This window comes from Pseudomonas sp. FP1740 (assembly GCF_030687165.1).
Lineage (GTDB): Bacteria > Pseudomonadota > Gammaproteobacteria > Pseudomonadales > Pseudomonadaceae > Aquipseudomonas.
In genome coordinates this window covers 5,641,218-5,659,876 of sequence record NZ_CP117461.1, presented here as the reverse complement: position 1 = coordinate 5,659,876, position 18,659 = coordinate 5,641,218, and the positions used below count along the sequence as shown (strand labels likewise).

13 protein-coding genes, 2 tRNA genes and 2 rRNA genes are annotated in these 18,659 nt (G+C 55.9%); 13 read left to right on the top strand and 4 right to left on the bottom strand.

The genetic code is table 11. From position 1 onward, the window contains the following. Positions 1-147: 147 nt before the first annotated feature. The 3 genes from PSH69_RS25375 to PSH69_RS25365 all read right to left on the bottom strand — a co-directional run bounded on the left by PSH69_RS25375 (position 148) and on the right by PSH69_RS25365 (position 2,653). A complete protein-coding gene (locus PSH69_RS25375) occupies positions 148-420 on the bottom strand; it encodes a TfoX/Sxy family protein (protein ID WP_009050884.1) in 273 nt (90 codons plus the stop codon). A 240-nt stretch (positions 421-660) separates the two neighbouring features. Next, a complete protein-coding gene (locus PSH69_RS25370) occupies positions 661-1,005 on the bottom strand; it encodes a pentapeptide repeat-containing protein (RefSeq protein ID WP_019582853.1) in 345 nt (114 codons plus the stop codon). A gap of 91 nt (positions 1,006-1,096) precedes the next feature. Further along, positions 1,097-2,653 (bottom strand): bifunctional aminoglycoside phosphotransferase/ATP-binding protein, encoded by a 1,557-nt coding sequence (locus PSH69_RS25365; protein WP_305410158.1) that lies wholly within the window; start codon positions 2,651-2,653, stop codon positions 1,097-1,099. Between the two features lie 118 nt (positions 2,654-2,771). Between PSH69_RS25365 and mrcB the strand changes: the two genes are divergently transcribed. The 3 genes from mrcB to PSH69_RS25350 are packed head-to-tail and all read left to right on the top strand — an operon-like array spanning position 2,772 to position 6,176. Then, entirely contained in the window at positions 2,772-5,090 is a 2,319-nt protein-coding gene (gene mrcB, locus PSH69_RS25360) for a penicillin-binding protein 1B (RefSeq protein WP_305410157.1), read from the top strand. Positions 5,091-5,106: 16 nt separating this feature from the next. Then, complete coding sequence (locus tag PSH69_RS25355) at positions 5,107-5,841, top strand: M48 family metallopeptidase (protein WP_305410156.1); 735 nt, start codon at positions 5,107-5,109, stop codon at positions 5,839-5,841. Beyond that, positions 5,841-6,176, top strand: coding sequence for a YqcC family protein (locus PSH69_RS25350; protein ID WP_019582849.1), 336 nt, complete (start codon positions 5,841-5,843; stop codon positions 6,174-6,176). The genes PSH69_RS25355 and PSH69_RS25350 overlap by 1 nt, the downstream gene beginning before the upstream one ends. Positions 6,177-6,196: 20 nt before the next feature. Here PSH69_RS25350 and PSH69_RS25345 read toward each other — a convergent pair whose 3' ends face one another. Beyond that, on the bottom strand, positions 6,197-6,619 hold the full coding sequence (locus PSH69_RS25345; RefSeq protein ID WP_305410155.1) for a DUF4124 domain-containing protein: 423 nt from the start codon (positions 6,617-6,619) through the stop codon (positions 6,197-6,199). Positions 6,620-7,018: 399 nt separating this feature from the next. On the opposite strand from PSH69_RS25345, the gene PSH69_RS25340 reads away from it, so the two are divergent. The 10 genes from PSH69_RS25340 (at position 7,019) to PSH69_RS25295 (ending at position 18,559) form a co-directional block, all read left to right on the top strand. Then, positions 7,019-8,743: an acetolactate synthase 3 large subunit gene (locus PSH69_RS25340; protein ID WP_026286735.1), complete on the top strand. Its 1,725-nt coding sequence runs from the start codon at positions 7,019-7,021 to the stop codon at positions 8,741-8,743. Between the two features lie 2 nt (positions 8,744-8,745). Next, positions 8,746-9,237 (top strand): acetolactate synthase small subunit, encoded by a 492-nt coding sequence (ilvN, locus tag PSH69_RS25335; RefSeq protein WP_003205610.1) that lies wholly within the window; start codon positions 8,746-8,748, stop codon positions 9,235-9,237. A gap of 47 nt (positions 9,238-9,284) precedes the next feature. Continuing rightward, on the top strand, positions 9,285-10,301 hold the full coding sequence (gene ilvC / locus PSH69_RS25330; protein ID WP_003228216.1) for a ketol-acid reductoisomerase: 1,017 nt from the start codon (positions 9,285-9,287) through the stop codon (positions 10,299-10,301). Positions 10,302-10,446: 145 nt separating this feature from the next. Continuing rightward, positions 10,447-11,304: a CDP-diacylglycerol--serine O-phosphatidyltransferase gene (gene pssA / locus PSH69_RS25325; protein ID WP_305410154.1), complete on the top strand. Its 858-nt coding sequence runs from the start codon at positions 10,447-10,449 to the stop codon at positions 11,302-11,304. 63 nt (positions 11,305-11,367) lie between these two features. Continuing rightward, positions 11,368-12,381, top strand: coding sequence for a protein-methionine-sulfoxide reductase catalytic subunit MsrP (gene msrP / locus PSH69_RS25320; protein WP_138866311.1), 1,014 nt, complete (start codon positions 11,368-11,370; stop codon positions 12,379-12,381). After that, positions 12,381-13,001: a protein-methionine-sulfoxide reductase heme-binding subunit MsrQ gene (gene msrQ / locus PSH69_RS25315; RefSeq protein WP_019651010.1), complete on the top strand. Its 621-nt coding sequence runs from the start codon at positions 12,381-12,383 to the stop codon at positions 12,999-13,001. The genes msrP and msrQ overlap by 1 nt, the downstream gene beginning before the upstream one ends. 545 nt (positions 13,002-13,546) lie before the next feature. Continuing rightward, a 16S ribosomal RNA gene (locus PSH69_RS25310) occupies positions 13,547-15,085 on the top strand. 162 nt (positions 15,086-15,247) lie between these two features. Further along, a tRNA-Ile gene (locus PSH69_RS25305) sits at positions 15,248-15,324 on the top strand. A 29-nt stretch (positions 15,325-15,353) separates the two neighbouring features. After that, a tRNA-Ala gene (locus PSH69_RS25300) sits at positions 15,354-15,429 on the top strand. Between the two features lie 246 nt (positions 15,430-15,675). Then, positions 15,676-18,559: ribosomal RNA gene (locus PSH69_RS25295) — 23S ribosomal RNA — on the top strand. The 16S and 23S rRNA genes sit together here with 2 tRNA genes alongside, the layout of an rRNA operon. The last annotated feature ends 100 nt before the right edge of the window (positions 18,560-18,659 follow it).

Here is an 18,659-nt window from a genome sequence, read left to right as displayed (position 1 = left end):
AGTCTCGCGACCAGTTGTGATAATCATAGCGATTCTCATTACCAAGTCAACCGCTGATTTCTCGTATTCGTGAATGACGTCATTCCTTCGCTGGAAAGCGTCGTAACCATTGGGTTTCAGGCTGTGCGTTCGAGTGAAATTATCCGTTCAATTCTTGTGGCGAGACGAAATAGCATCCAGCTGTTTGTTCAAGGCTTCCTTGCGCTCGGCGGGAATGTCGTTCCAGTGAACATCCATCAACGCGCCTTCAATCGCATACAACAACACCTTGGACGCCCGAAAACCGCGAGTGCGCACGGCCCGATAAGCGTCCACAGCTCCCAGCCGACGCAAGTCCGAGGCACTGTGGATGCCCACGGCATGCAGCCATTGCGCCGACGTCTTGCCAAGATTCTTCAGGTGTTGCAGTTCATCATTCATCAAGCCTCCTTGCGACAGCCGAATGGTGCGTGGGCGAGCCTCTCAGCAGTGTAGCCATCAGTAGGAAAAGCGTGATTGTTTGGTCGGTTTCGACGCAAAAGCTTCTAAGAGGAAAACTCAAGAAGCGGCGTGAAAAGGCGGAGCATGTAGTCCGAGGGCGTGTGGAAATTGAGTTTTTGAGCAAAAAAAGTACAAAGTCCAGCGCAAGGCAGGGGCGCTGGACTGGGTGAGACGTCGCTTTTAGCGGGTGCGATAACGCAGGCGTGTACCGAAATTCATCGACATCAGAATCTCATCGGCACTCAGCTCTGGCGGGAAGTAGGCGCCGGAGATCTGCGCGTGGGCCAGGCTCGCGCCTTCCAGGGATGAGTTGCGAAAATCGATGCCGCGCAAGTCGGCAGAGCGAAAATAGGCATCGGTGAAGTCGATGCCGTCGGCGTTCAGTTCACGCAGATCGAGCCCGCGGAAGTCACCACCGACCATGTCGATAGGTCCATCTTTCGGGCGTTCATTGTTGAAGCTTGTGATGTCGTCTTTGTGCAGCAAGGCATAAAGCGGGGTGTCGAGAAGTTTTGGCTGGCTCATGTCACATCACCTGATGGTTTTATGACGCCAGTATAGTGCCACTATTTGACAGCCGTGAAGCCGGCGAGGGCTTCACGGCTGAAATTGTTTCTTACAGACCAGGCAAGCGTTGGCGAATTTGCGCAACGACGGTGTCGAGGGTGCCACTTTCATTGGTCTGGACGCGTTTGCTGCAGAGGATTTCTGCTGGCGTCAGGGCCTCGCGGCTGGCTTGTTGGGCGGCGATAACAGCCAGGTTGGCGTCGGACGGATCGTTGTTGTCCGCCTGGCGTTGCTTCAACCAGCTCTCGATCACCGCTTGCGGTGCGTCGCAATCGAGGATCAGGAACGGCGCGCCGGTGGCCTCGGCGATTTTTTCCGCGCCATCCCGTTGGTCGCGCTTGAGATAAGTGGCATCGATCACCACCGGGAAGCCGGCACGCAGAATTACATTGGCAACCTCATGCAGGCGGGCATAGGTGGCGACGCTGGCGTCGGCGCTATAGATGCCGGCTTGCAGCTCGTTTGGTACGGTCTGCTCGCCGAACATACGCTTGCGCTCGACATCCGAACGCAGGCGAATGGCGCCCAATGCTTCCACAAGGCGCATGGCCACATGGCTTTTGCCGACGGCGGAAACGCCGTGGGTAATCGCCAGGAAACGCGAAGGAATGGTGCTGTAGCTTTCCGCCAGGTTGGCGTAGTTGCGGTACTGACGCAGAGTGGTGGCGCGCTGTACCGGATCGGCTTCGGCCGGCATGCTGAACAGGCTGACCTTGGCGCGAACCAGGGCGCGGTAGGCTTTATAGAAGTTCAGCAGCTCAAGGCCCTGATAGTCGCCGGTCAGCTCCAGGTACTGGCTGATGAAACGGCGCGCCAGGCTCTTCAGGCCACGGTCTTCCAGGTCCATTGCCAGGAAACCGGTATCGGCGTAAACGTCGGTGAAGCGGAACGGTTCGTTGAACTCGATGCAGTCGAAGATCACCACTTTGCCGTCGATCACGGTAGCGTTGCCCAGGTGAATGTCACCATGGCATTCACGAATGAAGCCGTCGGCCTTGCGCTGGGCGAACAGTGGCTTGAGGCGCTCGAAGCTGCTTTCGGCCCAGGCTTGCAGTGCCTCGAGTTGCAACAGATCGGCCTTGTCGCTGAGGAACGGAAGGATCTGTTCGAAGTTCTGCCGTACCGGCGCCATGACGCTGTCCGGCGTGCCGGCTTCGTGTTCGGCAGGCACTTTCGGCGCACTGAGGTGGAATTGAGCGATCTGTGCGGCCATCTCGTCAATGTGCGCGGTGGTCAATTCGCCGTTGGCTTGCAGGGTGCTGAGCAATTGGCTTTGCGGGAACTGACGCATTTTCAGGGCGTATTCGACAACCGGACCATCGCCGCCCAGTTGTGGGGCCTCGGCGCTGCCGGTGATCGGCAGCACTTCAAGATACAAGTCATGGGTCAGACGCTGGTTCAGGCGCAGCTCTTCGCCGCAGAAATGCTTGCGAGCTTCGAGACTGGTGAAATCGAGGAAGCCGAAATTCACCGGCTTCTTCACTTTATAAGCATAGGGACCGGTGAGTATCACCCAGGAAATATGGGTCTCGATGACCTGGAACCCTTCTACGGGATGCGGGTAGAGGGCCGGGTTTTGCAGGGCAGCGATCAGGGACTGGCTCACAGGTGATCCTTCAGAGTCTGGGGAAAATTCAAGGCCGTCATTATGGCTGCAAGTCCGTCCGACGCAAACCTCAGAGGGCTCCTGTTGAGGATGAATAAAGTGCGTATAATCCGCCGCCATGACTCGAACTCGATCCCCCCGCACCCCTAAAAAACCACCTTCCAAGGGCATGCGCCCCTGGCTGGGTTGGGCCCTTAAACTCAGCCTGGTCGGCCTTGTGGTGCTCGCCGGGTTCGCGGTTTACCTCGACGCCGTGGTTCAGGAGAAGTTCTCCGGCAAGCGCTGGACCATCCCGGCCAAGGTGTACGCGCGCCCGCTCGAGCTGTTCGTCGGACAAAAGCTCAGCAAGGACGACTTCCTCACCGAGCTCGATGCCTTGGGCTACCGGCGTGAAGCGGTCAGCAACGGCCCCGGCGCGGCAGCGGTCAATGGTAATACCGTCGACTTGAATACCCGAGGCTTCCAGTTCTATGAAGGCATGGAGCAGGCGCAGCCCGTGCGCGTGCGGTTCTCCGGCGATTACGTGGCCGAGCTCTCGGCGACCAACGGTTCGAAGCTTTCCGTGGTGCGACTGGAGCCGCTGCTGATCGGCGGGATTTACCCGAAAAACCTTGAAGACCGCATCCTGATCAAGATCGATCAGGTTCCGCCGTATCTGCTCGAAACCCTGGTTGCCGTAGAAGACCGGGATTTCTACAGCCACTGGGGCGTGTCGCCGAAGTCGATTGCCCGAGCTATCTACGTCAACACCTCGGGCGGCAAGATGACCCAGGGCGGTAGTACGCTGACGCAACAGTTGGTCAAGAACTTCTACCTCACCAGTGAACGCAGCCTGACCCGTAAGCTCACCGAAGCCATGATGGCGATGTTGCTTGAGCTGCATTACGACAAGAGCGAAATTCTTGAGGCTTACCTCAATGAAGTATTCGTCGGCCAGGATGGTCAGCGCGCGGTGCACGGCTTCGGTCTGGCCAGCCAGTTTTTCTTCGGGCAGCCATTGTCCGAGCTGAAACTGCATCAAGTCGCTTTGTTGGTGGGCATGGTCAAGGGACCGTCCTATTACAACCCGCGTCGCAACCCTGAGCGGGCGCTGGAGCGGCGCAATCTGGTGCTCGATGTTCTGAAGGAGCAAGGCGTTGCCAGCGCCGAACAGGTTGAGGCGGCGAAGAAAATGCCACTGGGTGTGACCACTCGCGGCAAGTTGGCCGACAGCTCGTTCCCGGGCTTCCTGGATCTGGTTAAACGTCAGTTGCGCGAAGACTACCGCGACGAAGACTTGACCGAAGAAGGGCTGCGAATTTTTACCAGTTTCGACCCGATCCTGCAGATGAAAGCCGAAGCTTCGGTCAACGACACGTTCAAGCGCCTGGCCGGGCGCAAGGGTTCCGATGACGTGGAAGCGGCGATGGTCGTGACCAACCCGGAAACCGGTGAGGTCCAGGCCATGATCGGCAGCCGTCAGGCGAGTTTTGCCGGTTTTAACCGTGCGTTGGACGCGGTGCGACCGATCGGCTCTTTGATCAAGCCGGCGGTTTATCTGACCGCTCTTGAAAAGCCGAGCCAGTACACGCTGACCAGTTGGCTATCGGACGACTACTTCTCGGTCAAAGGCGCGGACGGTCAGATCTGGAAACCACAGAACTATGATCGCCGTTCCCACGGCACGGTGTTCCTGTACCAAGGGTTGGCGCATTCCTACAACCTGTCGACCGCGCGTCTCGGGTTGGCGGTGGGCGTGCCGAATGTCTTGAAGACCCTGGCACGCCTGGGCGTAAGCCGCGAATTCCCGGCGTTCCCATCGATGTTGCTCGGTGCCGGCGGTATGACCCCGATCGAAGTGGCGACCATGTACCAGACGCTGGCCAATGGCGGGTTCAATACGCCAATGCGCGGGATTCGCAGCGTACTGACTGCCGAGGGCGAGCCGCTCAAGCGTTATCCGTTCCAGATTCAGCAGCAATTTGATCCGGCCTCCATTTACCTGATCCAGAACGCCATGCAGCGCGTCATGCGCGAAGGTACCGGCAGTTCGGTTTATAACGTGTTGCCGAAAACCCTGACCCTGGCCGGTAAGACCGGTACCAGTAACGATTCGCGGGACAGCTGGTTCGCCGGTTTCAGTCAGGATCTGCTGGCCGTGGTCTGGCTGGGGCGCGATGATAATGGCAAGACACCGTTCACCGGTGCCACCGGCGCGTTGCAGGTCTGGACCAGCTTCATGCGCAAGGCCGATCCGCTGCCGCTGGACATGCCGCAACCGGACAACATTGTTCAGGCCTGGGTCGATTCGCGCACCGGTCAAGGTTCCGAAGCCAGCTGCCCAGGCGCGGTGCAGATGCCGTATATTCGCGGCAGCGAACCGCCTCCCGGTGCTGCTTGCGGTGGCGAAAGCCCTGCTGAATCGGTGATGGATTGGGTCAAGGGCTGGATGAATTAAGCAAAGAGGATTTGAAGTGAACAAGTGGTTGATTCCAGCGGTGACTGCCGTGGCTTTGCTCAGCGGCTGCTCCACTGTACAGCGTGGTTCGATCCCGATTGTGGACGCCGGCACTGCCGTCTCCAACAGCGAGCGGATTTCGGCGAATGGCGGTTTCCGTCAGTCGACGGTGAAACGTCCAGTACAAGCTCAGACTCAGGCGATCCCGCAAGGTGACACCGGGGTCGTGGTGATGGTCCCGGGTGGTGGTGCCGTCTCTTCGGCACCGATCAGCACTTCGCCGATTACCCCGGGTCCGATTACTCCGGGGCCGATTGATACCTCGCCGGTTCAGTCGGCGCCGATCAATCAGGGTAGCTACAGCATGCCGTCGACGCCCAGCGGGATTCCTTCGGCGAACTCCGGCGGACTGTCCGCCGATGAACAACTGGACGGTCCGGTCCTGGCATTGTTGACCACCGCCCAGCAGCAACAGGCCAGTGGCGACCTTAATGGTGCATCTTCCAGTCTCGAGCGTGCCCAGCGTGTTGCGCCGCGCGAGCCGCAAGTGCTTTATCGCCTGGCCCAGGTGCGTATGGCTCAAGGTGATGCGGCGCAGGCCGAGCAGTTTGCCCGTCGTGGTCTGACGTTCGCCAATGGGCGTCCGGACCTTCAGGCCAGCCTGTGGGAATTGATCGCCCAGGCCCGTGAGAAACAGGGTGATCCGGCCGGTGCAGCATTGGCTCGTCAGAAGGCCAAGGTTTCGCTGTGATGGATACTCGCTTTCCGAAGATTGCCGAACAGTTGCTGTTGATCGAGCGCGAGCTGCGCGTTCAGGGCTGGTGGGATGAAGTACCGCCGTCCGCTGAGGCGCTTTCCAGCGTTGAACCGTTTTCGGTGGATACGCTTGATTTCGAGCAATGGCTGCAATGGATCTTCTTGCCAAGGATGAAGTCGATCCTGGAGCAGGATCTGCCCTTGCCCAACGCATCGGGCATTCAGGAGATGGCCGAAATGGTCTTCGCCTCCCGCAATGTCCAAGGCAAGGATCGGCAGCTTCAGGCCTTGCTCAAAGAGTTCGACGCGTTGATCACCGTTTCCCGCTGATCCCGAACCCTCGACAGCTCCTACATGCAGTTTTTCGCAATCTGTTTCTGTGCTTCGGTGAGGCGCTCCTGACGTTGTTGGTCGGTCAGGCGGCGCGTCTCACCGTCGACTTCCTCCCGCAATCGCGGATTGTTCTGCAGTTGAGCCAGGTTCGTCCGAGCCTGTTCGCAGAACACTTTTAGCTGGGCCTGCTGCTCGGCGACCTGCTTTTTCACTTTGTGATCGATGGCCTTTTGATCGCCGATGACGTTGCCGCGCGGTGGCACGCCCGGTTTGCCGACGGGCGGGGAGGGCGTGACCATAACGGTGGCCTCCCGGCCCTGGGGCGGCTGCGCATCGAAATGGGTGACGCCCTGGGCATCGACCCATTTATAGATCTGACCCGCCATGCACAAAGGGCTCAGGCTGATCAGCAAGCTGGTGGTGAAGATGAGCGTTCGCATGCCATTTCCTTATCGGGGGTGCGCAATTGAAGCTAACACAGTTGCGGTTTAAAGGTTTTTTCTTGCGTTCTCATGCGCTTAGTTCAATAAAGCACATTGACGGCTTGACTTGCGATGGGCGAAACAGAAGAATCCAAAGTCCGCTGTAGAGGGACTGCCAGAAGCAGACCCACTCGGCAGATCATGAGGCGCACATCCGCGCCGACCTGTTACACCCGCAACGCGTTACCTCGCGCTGGGTGGGAAAGGCCCGCAACACTTGGGACGATCCCAATACTTGCTCAGTCAGTGCTGACGTAGTCGGCGACCACCGTCGCTCATGCTCTGCCGAGAAGTAAACCTATTAAGACCCGTCCTCTTGTATGTGGGCGGTATTCTGGCGTTTTAGAGGTGAACAACGTGGAGCTTTTATCTGGCGGTGAGATGCTCGTCCGCTTTTTGCGTGACGAAGGCGTCAAATATATCTACGGGTACCCGGGTGGTGCTCTTCTTCATGTCTATGATGCCCTGTTCAAAGAACCGGAAGTGACCCACATCCTGGTTCGTCACGAGCAGGCTGCGACCCATATGGCTGACGGCTATGCCCGTGCCACCGGTAAAGCCGGCGTGGTACTGGTGACGTCCGGCCCGGGCGCAACCAATGCCATCACCGGTATTGCCACGGCCTACATGGACTCCATTCCGATGGTGGTCATTTCCGGCCAGGTGCCTAGCACCATGGTAGGCACCGATGCGTTCCAGGAAACCGACATGATCGGTATCTCCCGGCCGATCGTGAAGCACAGCTTCATGATCAAGCACGCCTCGGAAATCCCGGAAGTCATGAAGAAGGCGTTCTACCTGGCGCAATCCGGTCGTCCTGGTCCGGTCGTTGTCGATATCCCGAAAGACATGACCAACCCGGCCGAAAAGTTCGAATACATCTTCCCGAAAAAAGCCAAGCTGCGTTCCTACAGCCCGGCCGTTCGCGGTCACTCCGGGCAAATCCGCAAGGCAGCCGAAATGCTTCTGGCGGCCAAGCGCCCTGTGTTGTATTCGGGCGGCGGCGTGATCCTCGGTGGTGGCTCTGCGCCGCTGACCGAGCTGGCGAAGATGCTCAACCTGCCAGTGACCAATACCCTGATGGGCCTGGGTGCCTACCCTGGCACCGACCGTCAGTTCATCGGCATGCTCGGCATGCACGGCAGCTACACCGCCAACCTGGCGATGCACCATGCCGATGTGATCCTTGCAGTCGGCGCGCGTTTCGATGACCGCGTGATCAACGGCCCGGCCAAGTTCTGCCCGAATGCCAAGATCATTCACATCGACATCGACCCGGCTTCGATTTCCAAGACCATCAAGGCAGACGTGCCTATTGTTGGGCCGGTCGAGAGCGTCCTGACCGAAATGGTCGCGATCCTCAAGGAAATCGGCGAGACCCCGAACAAGGAGTCCGTTGCCAGCTGGTGGAAGCAAGTTGATGAGTGGCGCGGTGACCGCGGTCTGTTCCCTTACGACAAGGGCGACGGCAGCGTGATCAAGCCGCAGACCGTGATCGAAACCCTGTGCGAAGTGACCAAGGGCGACGCCTTTGTGACCTCCGACGTGGGTCAGCATCAGATGTTCGCGGCGCAGTACTACAAGTTCAACAAGCCGAACCGTTGGATCAACTCCGGTGGCCTGGGCACCATGGGCTTCGGTTTTCCGGCGGCCATGGGCATCAAGCTGAGCTTCCCGGATGACGATGTCGCCTGCGTAACAGGCGAGGGCAGCATCCAGATGAACATTCAGGAACTGTCGACCTGCCTGCAATACGGTTTGCCGGTAAAAATCGTCATCCTGAACAATGGCGTGCTGGGTATGGTTCGCCAGTGGCAGGACATGAGTTATGGCAGCCGTCACTCGCACTCCTACATGGAATCGCTGCCTGACTTCGTCAAACTGGCAGAGGCCTATGGTCACGTTGGCGTGCGCATCACCGACTCGAAAGATTTGAAGTCGAAGATGGAGGAGGCGTTCGCCATGAAAGATCGCCTGGTGGTTATCGACATCTCGGTTGACACCAGCGAGCACGTCTACCCGATGCAGATCAAAGACGGCTCCATGCGTGATATGTGGTTGAGCAAGACGGAGCGTACTTAATCATGCGGCACATTATTTCCCTGCTTCTGGAAAACGAACCGGGCGCTCTGTCTCGTGTAGTCGGCCTGTTTTCGCAGCGCAACTACAACATCGAAAGCCTGACCGTGGCGCCAACCGAAGACCCGACTTTGTCGCGTCTGACGCTGACCACTGTCGGCCATGATGAAATCATCGAGCAGATCACCAAGAACCTGAACAAGCTGATTGAAGTGGTCAAACTGGTCGACTTGTCGGAGAGTGCTCACATCGAGCGCGAACTGATGCTGGTCAAGGTCAAGGCTACCGGCGCCCAGCGCGCCGAGATCAAGCGCACCACCGATATTTATCGTGGGCAGATCGTTGATGTCAGCGCCAGCGTGTATACCGTTCAATTGACCGGTACCAGCGACAAGCTCGACAGCTTCATTCAATCAATCGGCACTGCCTCGATTCTGGAAACCGTACGCAGTGGCGTCACCGGGATTGCCCGCGGCGACAAAGTACTGAGCATCTAAACCAAATTAGCGAATGGCCTGAAGGGCCAGATATAAAGGGGAAATTCATGAAAGTTTTCTACGATAAAGACTGCGACCTGTCGATCATCCAGGGCAAAAAAGTCGCCATCATCGGTTACGGCTCCCAGGGTCACGCTCAAGCGTGCAACCTGAAAGACTCCGGCGTTGACGTTACCGTTGGCCTGCGTAAAGGCTCGGCCACTGTTGCCAAAGCCGAAGCCCACGGCCTGAAAGTGACTGACGTTGCTTCCGCCGTAGCGGCTGCCGACCTGGTCATGATCCTGACCCCGGACGAGTTCCAGTCCTCCCTGTACAAGAACGAAATCGAGCCGAACATCAAGAAAGGCGCCACCCTGGCCTTCTCCCACGGCTTCGCGATCCACTACAACCAGGTTGTGCCGCGCGCTGACCTCGACGTGATCATGATCGCGCCGAAAGCTCCGGGCCACACCGTGCGTTCCGAGTTCGTCAAGGGTGGCGGTATCCCTGACCTGATCGCTATCTACCAGGATGCTTCGGGCAACGCCAAAAACGTTGCACTGTCCTACGCTGCCGGCGTTGGTGGCGGTCGTACCGGCATCATCGAAACCACCTTCAAGGACGAGACCGAAACCGACCTGTTCGGCGAACAAGCCGTTCTGTGCGGCGGTACCGTTGAGCTGGTAAAAGCCGGTTTCGAAACCCTGGTTGAAGCTGGCTACGCGCCGGAAATGGCCTACTTCGAATGCCTGCACGAACTGAAGCTGATCGTTGACCTCATGTACGAAGGCGGTATCGCCAACATGAACTACTCGATCTCCAACAACGCTGAGTACGGCGAGTATGTGACAGGTCCGGAAGTAATCAACGCCGAATCCCGTCAGGCCATGCGCAACGCCCTGAAACGTATTCAGGACGGCGAATACGCCAAGATGTTCATCAGCGAAGGCGCCACCGGCTATCCTTCGATGACCGCCAAGCGTCGTAACAACGCCGCTCACGGTATCGAAATCATCGGTGAGCAACTGCGCTCCATGATGCCGTGGATCGGTGCCAACAAGATCGTCGACAAAGCCAAGAACTAAGTCACGAGCTTGTACGGAAAACGCGGCCTAGGCCGCGTTTTTTCGTTTGGATCCGCCGGTTCTGGTATAAAGCTGCATCGTTTGCGGTCGAACCGTCGTCCCAGACACCTGTCGAAACTTTCCACCCCGTTACAAGGTAATGTCCATGAGCGAACGTCCCGAAGAGCCAAAGCAGGCTTCTGACGCCGAAAGCCTTCTGCCCATCGATGAGCACATCGAAGAAGGGCATGACGCTGAAGGCCGTAAAGTCCGGCATCGTGGTATCTATCTTCTGCCGAATCTGTTCACCACTGCGAACCTGTTCGCAGGGTTCTATTCCATCATCAACTCGATGAGCGCCCAGAGCGCCTTGAGTGCCGGTGATGCAATCGGCGCGAGCAAGTATTTTGCGTTTGCCGCGATCGCGATTTTCGTTGCCATGGTGCTCGACGGCCTCGACGGTCGCGTCGCTCGCATGACCAACACCCAAAGCGCCTTCGGTGCGGAGTACGACTCGCTGTCGGACATGGTTGCCTTTGGCGTCGCGCCGGCTTTGCTGGCATTCGGCTGGGCCTTGGGCGATATGGGCAAAGTCGGCTGGATGGTCGCCTTCATCTATGTGGCGGGTGCGGCGTTGCGCCTGGCACGCTTCAACACGCAGGTCGGCACCGCCGACAAGCGCTACTTCATCGGTCTGGCCAGCCCGGCCGCGGCCGGTGTGGTCGCGGGAATTGTCTGGGCGTTCAGCGATTACGGCATTCAGGGTTCCAAAATGTCGTTCCTGGTTGCACTGATGGTTGCCGCCGCAGGCATGCTGATGGTCAGTAACATCAAGTACAACAGCTTCAAGGAGCTGGACTTGAAGGGGCGCGTTCCCTTTGTCGCGATCCTGGCAGTGGTGCTGGTATTTGCCGTTGTATTCAGTGATCCGCCGCGCATCCTGCTGCTGGTTTTCCTTGCCTATGCGGCTTCCGGGCCGGTGCAGTACCTGCTGCGTCTTCGTCGGCACAACAAAGCCGAGTGATGTAATTTCCCTCATACTCCGCAGTCTATGGGTGCATCTGTCCTCCAATGCTGCGGAGTTGCCATGCTGATCAAAGTCCCCAAAGCGTCTGACTGTCATGAGTCAGACGTCACGCCTGAATCTCTCTACCTTTCTCGTCGCAATGTATTAGGCGCGGCCGTTGCCGGTTTGGCTGTGAGTACGTTGCCGCGCTGGGCGAGTGCCGACGATGCTGCGCGTTATGCCGATGTCGAGCCTGGCAAGGCGCCGTCCTGGTTTGCCGAAAAACTGCCTTCCACTAAATGGGGGGCGGTCAACGTCAAGGATGAAGCAATCACGCCTTTCAAGGATGCGACCCACTACAACAACTTCTATGAGTTCGGTACCGACAAAGGCGATCCTGCGGCCAACGCCGGTGCGCTAAAAACCGAACCGTGGAGCGTGGTGGTAGACGGGGAGGTGGGTAAGCCGGGGCGGTATGCGCTGGAAGACTTCATGAAGCCTTATCAGCTGGAAGAGCGTATTTATCGTCTTCGCTGTGTGGAGGCTTGGTCGATGGTCATTCCGTGGATAGGTTTTCCAATTTCGGCTTTGCTGAAGGAAGTAGAACCGACGTCCAAGGCCAAATTCATTCGCTTTGAAACCCTGCAAGATCCCAAGACTATGCCCGGGCAGCGTTCTGGCTTCGCCTTGATCGACTGGCCATATGTAGAAGGGCTGCGTCTGGATGAGGCGATGAATCCGTTGGCGATTCTCGCTGTAGGCATGTATGGACGTGAGTTGCCCAATCAGAACGGTGCGCCGCTACGTCTGGTGGTGCCGTGGAAATACGGCTTCAAGAGCATCAAGTCCATCGTGCGAATCAGCCTGGTCAGTGAGCAGCCGAAAACCACCTGGCAGAGCATTGCCTCGAATGAGTATGGCTTTTATGCGAACGTGAACCCTGCAGTCGACCACCCGCGCTGGACGCAGGCACGGGAAAGGCGTTTGCCGAGCGGTCTGTTCAAGCCCAATGTGCGGGACACGCAAATGTTCAACGGCTACTCGGATGAAGTCGCTTCTTTATATGCAGGGCTCGATCTGCGGAAGAATTACTGATGCGATATCTGTTCTGGCGTATTGGTGTCTTTATCGCCGCAGCGATTTGGCCGCTGCTTTGGTTGTATCAAGCCTGGGCGGATGTGCTGGGACCTGATCCAGGAAAGGTGCTGGTTGATCGTCTAGGGTTGGGGACGCTTGTCCTGCTGCTCATTACGTTAAGCATGACGCCTTTGCAGAAGCTCACCGGTTGGTCGGGGTGGATAGCTGTCCGACGGCAGTTGGGGTTGTGGTGTTTCGCCTATGTGGTTTTGCATTTGAGCGGTTATACGGCGTTCATCCTCGGCTTTGATTGGTCACAACTGGGTATCGAGTTGCGCAAGCGGCCGTACATTATCGTCGGGGTGCTGGGGTTTCTCGGTTTGTTGGCGCTGGCGGTTACCTCCAATCGTTACAGTCAGCGGCGTTTGGGCGTTCGCTGGAAAAGATTGCATCGGTTGGTCTATGTGATTCTCGGGCTTGGGTTGCTGCATATGTTGTGGATCGTTCGCGCCGATCTGAGGGAGTGGGCGATCTATGCTTCTATAGGTGCGTTGTTATTAGTATTGAGATTGCCGCCTGTAACCCGCCGAATTCCACGCTTAATCGTTAAAAAGGCACCTTCTGCAAGAAAGGCGTAATTAGAGGTTGACGGCAGATCCTGGACGTCTATAATTCGCCCCACTTCCGGCGCAGTCGAAACGTAAAACTCCTTGGTAAACAACGAGTTACGCAGTTTTCGGCAGCGGTTACGCTTCAGTTCATCGAAGCCAGAAGGAGTTGGTAAGGCAGGATGTTGTCGCCTTATTGACGGTTCGATCTTCTCGGTCGAAAGCGGAGAAAAAGAGGTGTTGACAGCAGCGACTAACGCTGTAGAATTCGCCTCCCGCTAACGAGAGATCGGAAGCGCAAGTGGTTGAAGTTGTTGAAGAAACCTTCGAAAACTTCTGAAAATAATCACTTGACAGTAAGTGAGGCTGCTGTAGAATGCGCGCCTCGGTTGAGACGAAAGCTCTTAACCAGCCGCTCTTTAACAACTGAATCAAGCAATTCGTGTGGGTGCTTGTGGAGTCAGACTGATAGTCAACAAGATTATCAGCATCGCAAGTTACTCCGCGAGAAATCAAAGATGTAACCAACGATTGCTGAGCCAAGTTTAGGGTTTCTTAAAAACCCAAAGATGTTTGAACTGAAGAGTTTGATCATGGCTCAGATTGAACGCTGGCGGCAGGCCTAACACATGCAAGTCGAGCGGCAGCACGGGTACTTGTACCTGGTGGCGAGCGGCGGACGGGTGAGTAATGCCTAGGAATCTGCCTGGTAGTGGGGGATAACGTTCGGAAACGAACGCTAATACCGCATACGTCCTACGGGAGAAAGCAGGGGATCTTCGGGCCTTGCGCTATCAGATGAGCCTAGGTCGGATTAGCTAGTTGGTGAGGTAATGGCTCACCAAGGCGACGATCCGTAACTGGTCTGAGAGGATGATCAGTCACACTGGAACTGAGACACGGTCCAGACTCCTACGGGAGGCAGCAGTGGGGAATATTGGACAATGGGCGAAAGCCTGATCCAGCCATGCCGCGTGTGTGAAGAAGGTCTTCGGATTGTAAAGCACTTTAAGTTGGGAGGAAGGGCAGTTACCTAATACGTAATTGTTTTGACGTTACCGACAGAATAAGCACCGGCTAACTCTGTGCCAGCAGCCGCGGTAATACAGAGGGTGCAAGCGTTAATCGGAATTACTGGGCGTAAAGCGCGCGTAGGTGGTTCGTTAAGTTGGATGTGAAATCCCCGGGCTCAACCTGGGAACTGCATTCAAAACTGTCGAGCTAGAGTATGGTAGAGGGTGGTGGAATTTCCTGTGTAGCGGTGAAATGCGTAGATATAGGAAGGAACACCAGTGGCGAAGGCGACCACCTGGACTGATACTGACACTGAGGTGCGAAAGCGTGGGGAGCAAACAGGATTAGATACCCTGGTAGTCCACGCCGTAAACGATGTCAACTAGCCGTTGGGAGCCTTGAGCTCTTAGTGGCGCAGCTAACGCATTAAGTTGACCGCCTGGGGAGTACGGCCGCAAGGTTAAAACTCAAATGAATTGACGGGGGCCCGCACAAGCGGTGGAGCATGTGGTTTAATTCGAAGCAACGCGAAGAACCTTACCAGGCCTTGACATCCAATGAACTTTCCAGAGATGGATTGGTGCCTTCGGGAACATTGAGACAGGTGCTGCATGGCTGTCGTCAGCTCGTGTCGTGAGATGTTGGGTTAAGTCCCGTAACGAGCGCAACCCTTGTCCTTAGTTACCAGCACGTAATGGTGGGCACTCTAAGGAGACTGCCGGTGACAAACCGGAGGAAGGTGGGGATGACGTCAAGTCATCATGGCCCTTACGGCCTGGGCTACACACGTGCTACAATGGTCGGTACAGAGGGTTGCCAAGCCGCGAGGTGGAGCTAATCCCACAAAACCGATCGTAGTCCGGATCGCAGTCTGCAACTCGACTGCGTGAAGTCGGAATCGCTAGTAATCGCGAATCAGAATGTCGCGGTGAATACGTTCCCGGGCCTTGTACACACCGCCCGTCACACCATGGGAGTGGGTTGCACCAGAAGTAGCTAGTCTAACCTTCGGGGGGACGGTTACCACGGTGTGATTCATGACTGGGGTGAAGTCGTAACAAGGTAGCCGTAGGGGAACCTGCGGCTGGATCACCTCCTTAATCGACGACATCAGCTGCTCCATAAGTTCCCACACGAATTGCTTGATTCATTGAGAAGACGATATGAAGCAGCCTGTATCAGGTTGTAGCTGTGATGGTTAGAGCGCACCCCATGCTGTGTGGTAAAGAGCAGGGTGAGGTCGGCCTTAGTAGCTCGAAATTGGGTCTGTAGCTCAGTTGGTTAGAGCGCACCCCTGATAAGGGTGAGGTCGGCAGTTCGAATCTGCCCAGACCCACCAATTTTGTGTGGGAATACCTGTAGAAATACGGGGCCATAGCTCAGCTGGGAGAGCGCCTGCCTTGCACGCAGGAGGTCAACGGTTCGATCCCGTTTGGCTCCACCACTACTGCTTCTGTTGTTGAAAGCTTAGAAATGAGCATTCCATCGTGATGATGGTGAATGTTGATTTCTAGTCTTTGGCTAGATCGTTCTTTAAAAATTTGGGTATGTGATAGAAAGATAGACTGAACGTTACTTTCACTGGTAACGGATCAGGCTAAGGTAAAATTTGTGAGTTGCTCTTAATTGAGCATGCGAATTTTCGGCGAATGTCGTCTTCACAGTATAACCAGATTGCTTGGGGTTATATGGTCAAGTGAAGAAGCGCATACGGTGGATGCCTTGGCAGTCAGAGGCGATGAAAGACGTGGTAGCCTGCGAAAAGCTTCGGGGAGTCGGCAAACAGACTTTGATCCGGAGATGTCTGAATGGGGGAACCCAGCCATCATAAGATGGTTATCTTGTACTGAATACATAGGTGCAAGAGGCGAACCAGGGGAACTGAAACATCTAAGTACCCTGAGGAAAAGAAATCAACCGAGATTCCCTTAGTAGTGGCGAGCGAACGGGGACTAGCCCTTAAGTGGCTTTGAGATTAGCGGAACGCTCTGGAAAGTGCGGCCATAGTGGGTGATAGCCCTGTACGCGAAAATCTCTTGGCCATGAAATCGAGTAGGACGGAGCACGAGAAACTTTGTCTGAATATGGGGGGACCATCCTCCAAGGCTAAATACTACTGACTGACCGATAGTGAACTAGTACCGTGAGGGAAAGGCGAAAAGAACCCCGGAGAGGGGAGTGAAATAGATCCTGAAACCGTATGCGTACAAGCAGTGGGAGCCCACTTTGTTGGGTGACTGCGTACCTTTTGTATAATGGGTCAGCGACTTATTTTCAGTGGCGAGCTTAACCGAATAGGGGAGGCGTAGCGAAAGCGAGTCTTAATAGGGCGTCTAGTCGCTGGGAATAGACCCGAAACCGGGCGATCTATCCATGGGCAGGTTGAAGGTTAGGTAACACTGACTGGAGGACCGAACCGACTACCGTTGAAAAGTTAGCGGATGACCTGTGGATCGGAGTGAAAGGCTAATCAAGCTCGGAGATAGCTGGTTCTCCTCGAAAGCTATTTAGGTAGCGCCTCATGTATCACTGTAGGGGGTAGAGCACTGTTTCGGCTAGGGGGTCATCCCGACTTACCAAACCGATGCAAACTCCGAATACCTACAAGTGCCGAGCATGGGAGACACACGGCGGGTGCTAACGTCCGTCGTGAAAAGGGAAACAACCCAGACCGTCAGCTAAGGTCCCAAAGTTATGGTTAAGTGGGAAACGATGTGGGAAGGCTTAGACAGCTAGGAGGTTGGCTTAGAAGCAGCCACCCTTTAAAGAAAGCGTAATAGCTCACTAGTCGAGTCGGCCTGCGCGGAAGATGTAACGGGGCTCAAACCATACACCGAAGCTACGGGTATCACTTAGGTGATGCGGTAGAGGAGCGTTCTGTAAGCCTGTGAAGGTGAGTTGAGAAGCTTGCTGGAGGTATCAGAAGTGCGAATGCTGACATGAGTAACGACAATGGGTGTGAAAAACACCCACGCCGAAAGACCAAGGTTTCCTGCGCAACGTTAATCGACGCAGGGTTAGTCGGTCCCTAAGGCGAGGCTGAAAAGCGTAGTCGATGGAAAACAGGTTAATATTCCTGTACTTCTGGTTATTGCGATGGAGGGACGGAGAAGGCTAGGCCAGCTTGGCGTTGGTTGTCCAAGTTTAAGGTGGTAGGCTGGAATCTTAGGTAAATCCGGGATTCTAAGGCCGAGAGCTGATGACGAGTGTTCTTTTAGAACACGAAGTGGTTGATGCCATGCTTCCAAGAAAAGCTTCTAAGCTTCAGGTAACCAGGAACCGACCCCAAACCGACACAGGTGGTTGGGTAGAGAATACCAAGGCGCTTGAGAGAACTCGGGTGAAGGAACTAGGCAAAATGGCACCGTAACTTCGGGAGAAGGTGCGCCGGTGAGGGTGAAGCACTTGCTGCGTAAGCCCACGCCGGTCGAAGATACCAGGCCGCTGCGACTGTTTATTAAAAACACAGCACTCTGCAAACACGAAAGTGGACGTATAGGGTGTGACGCCTGCCGGTGCCGGAAGGTTAATTGATGGGGTTAGCTAACGCGAAGCTCTTGATCGAAGCCCCGGTAAACGGCGGCCGTAACTATAACGGTCCTAAGGTAGCGAAATTCCTTGTCGGGTAAGTTCGACCTGCACGAATGGCGTAACGATGGCGGCGCGTGCTCCACCCGAGACTCAGTGAAATTGAAATCGCTGTGAAGATGCAGTGTATCCGCGGCTAGACGGAAAGACCCCGTGAACCTTATACTATAGGCACTGGACTTTGAATTTGCTTGTGTAGGATAGGTGGGAGGCTTTGAAGCGTGGACGCCAGTTCGCGTGGAGCCATCCTTGAAATACCACCCTGGCAACTTTGAGGTTCTAACTCAGGTCCGTTATCCGGATCGAGGACAGTGTATGGTGGGTAGTTTGACTGGGCGGTCTCCTCCTAAAGAGTAACGGAGGAGTACGAAGGTGCGCTCAGACCGGTCGGAAATCGGTCGTAGAGTATAAAGGCAAAAGCGCGCTTGACTGCGAGACAGACACGTCGAGCAGGTACGAAAGTAGGTCTTAGTGATCCGGTGGTTCTGTATGGAAGGGCCATCGCTCAACGGATAAAAGGTACTCCGGGGATAACAGGCTGATACCGCCCAAGAGTTCATATCGACGGCGGTGTTTGGCACCTCGATGTCGGCTCATCACATCCTGGGGCTGAAGCCGGTCCCAAGGGTATGGCTGTTCGCCATTTAAAGTGGTACGCGAGCTGGGTTTAGAACGTCGTGAGACAGTTCGGTCCCTATCTGCCGTGGACGTTTGAGATTTGAGAGGGCTGCTCCTAGTACGAGAGGACCGGAGTGGACGAACCTCTGGTGTTCCGGTTGTCACGCCAGTGGCATTGCCGGGTAGCTATGTTCGGAATAGATAACCGCTGAAAGCATCTAAGCGGGAAACTAGCCTCAAGATGAGATCTCACTGGGACCTTGAGTCCCCTGAAGGGCCGTCGAAGACTACGACGTTGATAGGTTGGGTGTGTAAGCGCTGTGAGGCGTTGAGCTAACCAATACTAATTGCCCGTGAGGCTTGACCATATAACACCCAAGCAATTTGTTGATCCGAAAGGACGCCAGATTGCGGTGTGTGAAGACGCAATGAACCGAAAGTTCGCAACCATTCACAAAAGCCGCACAA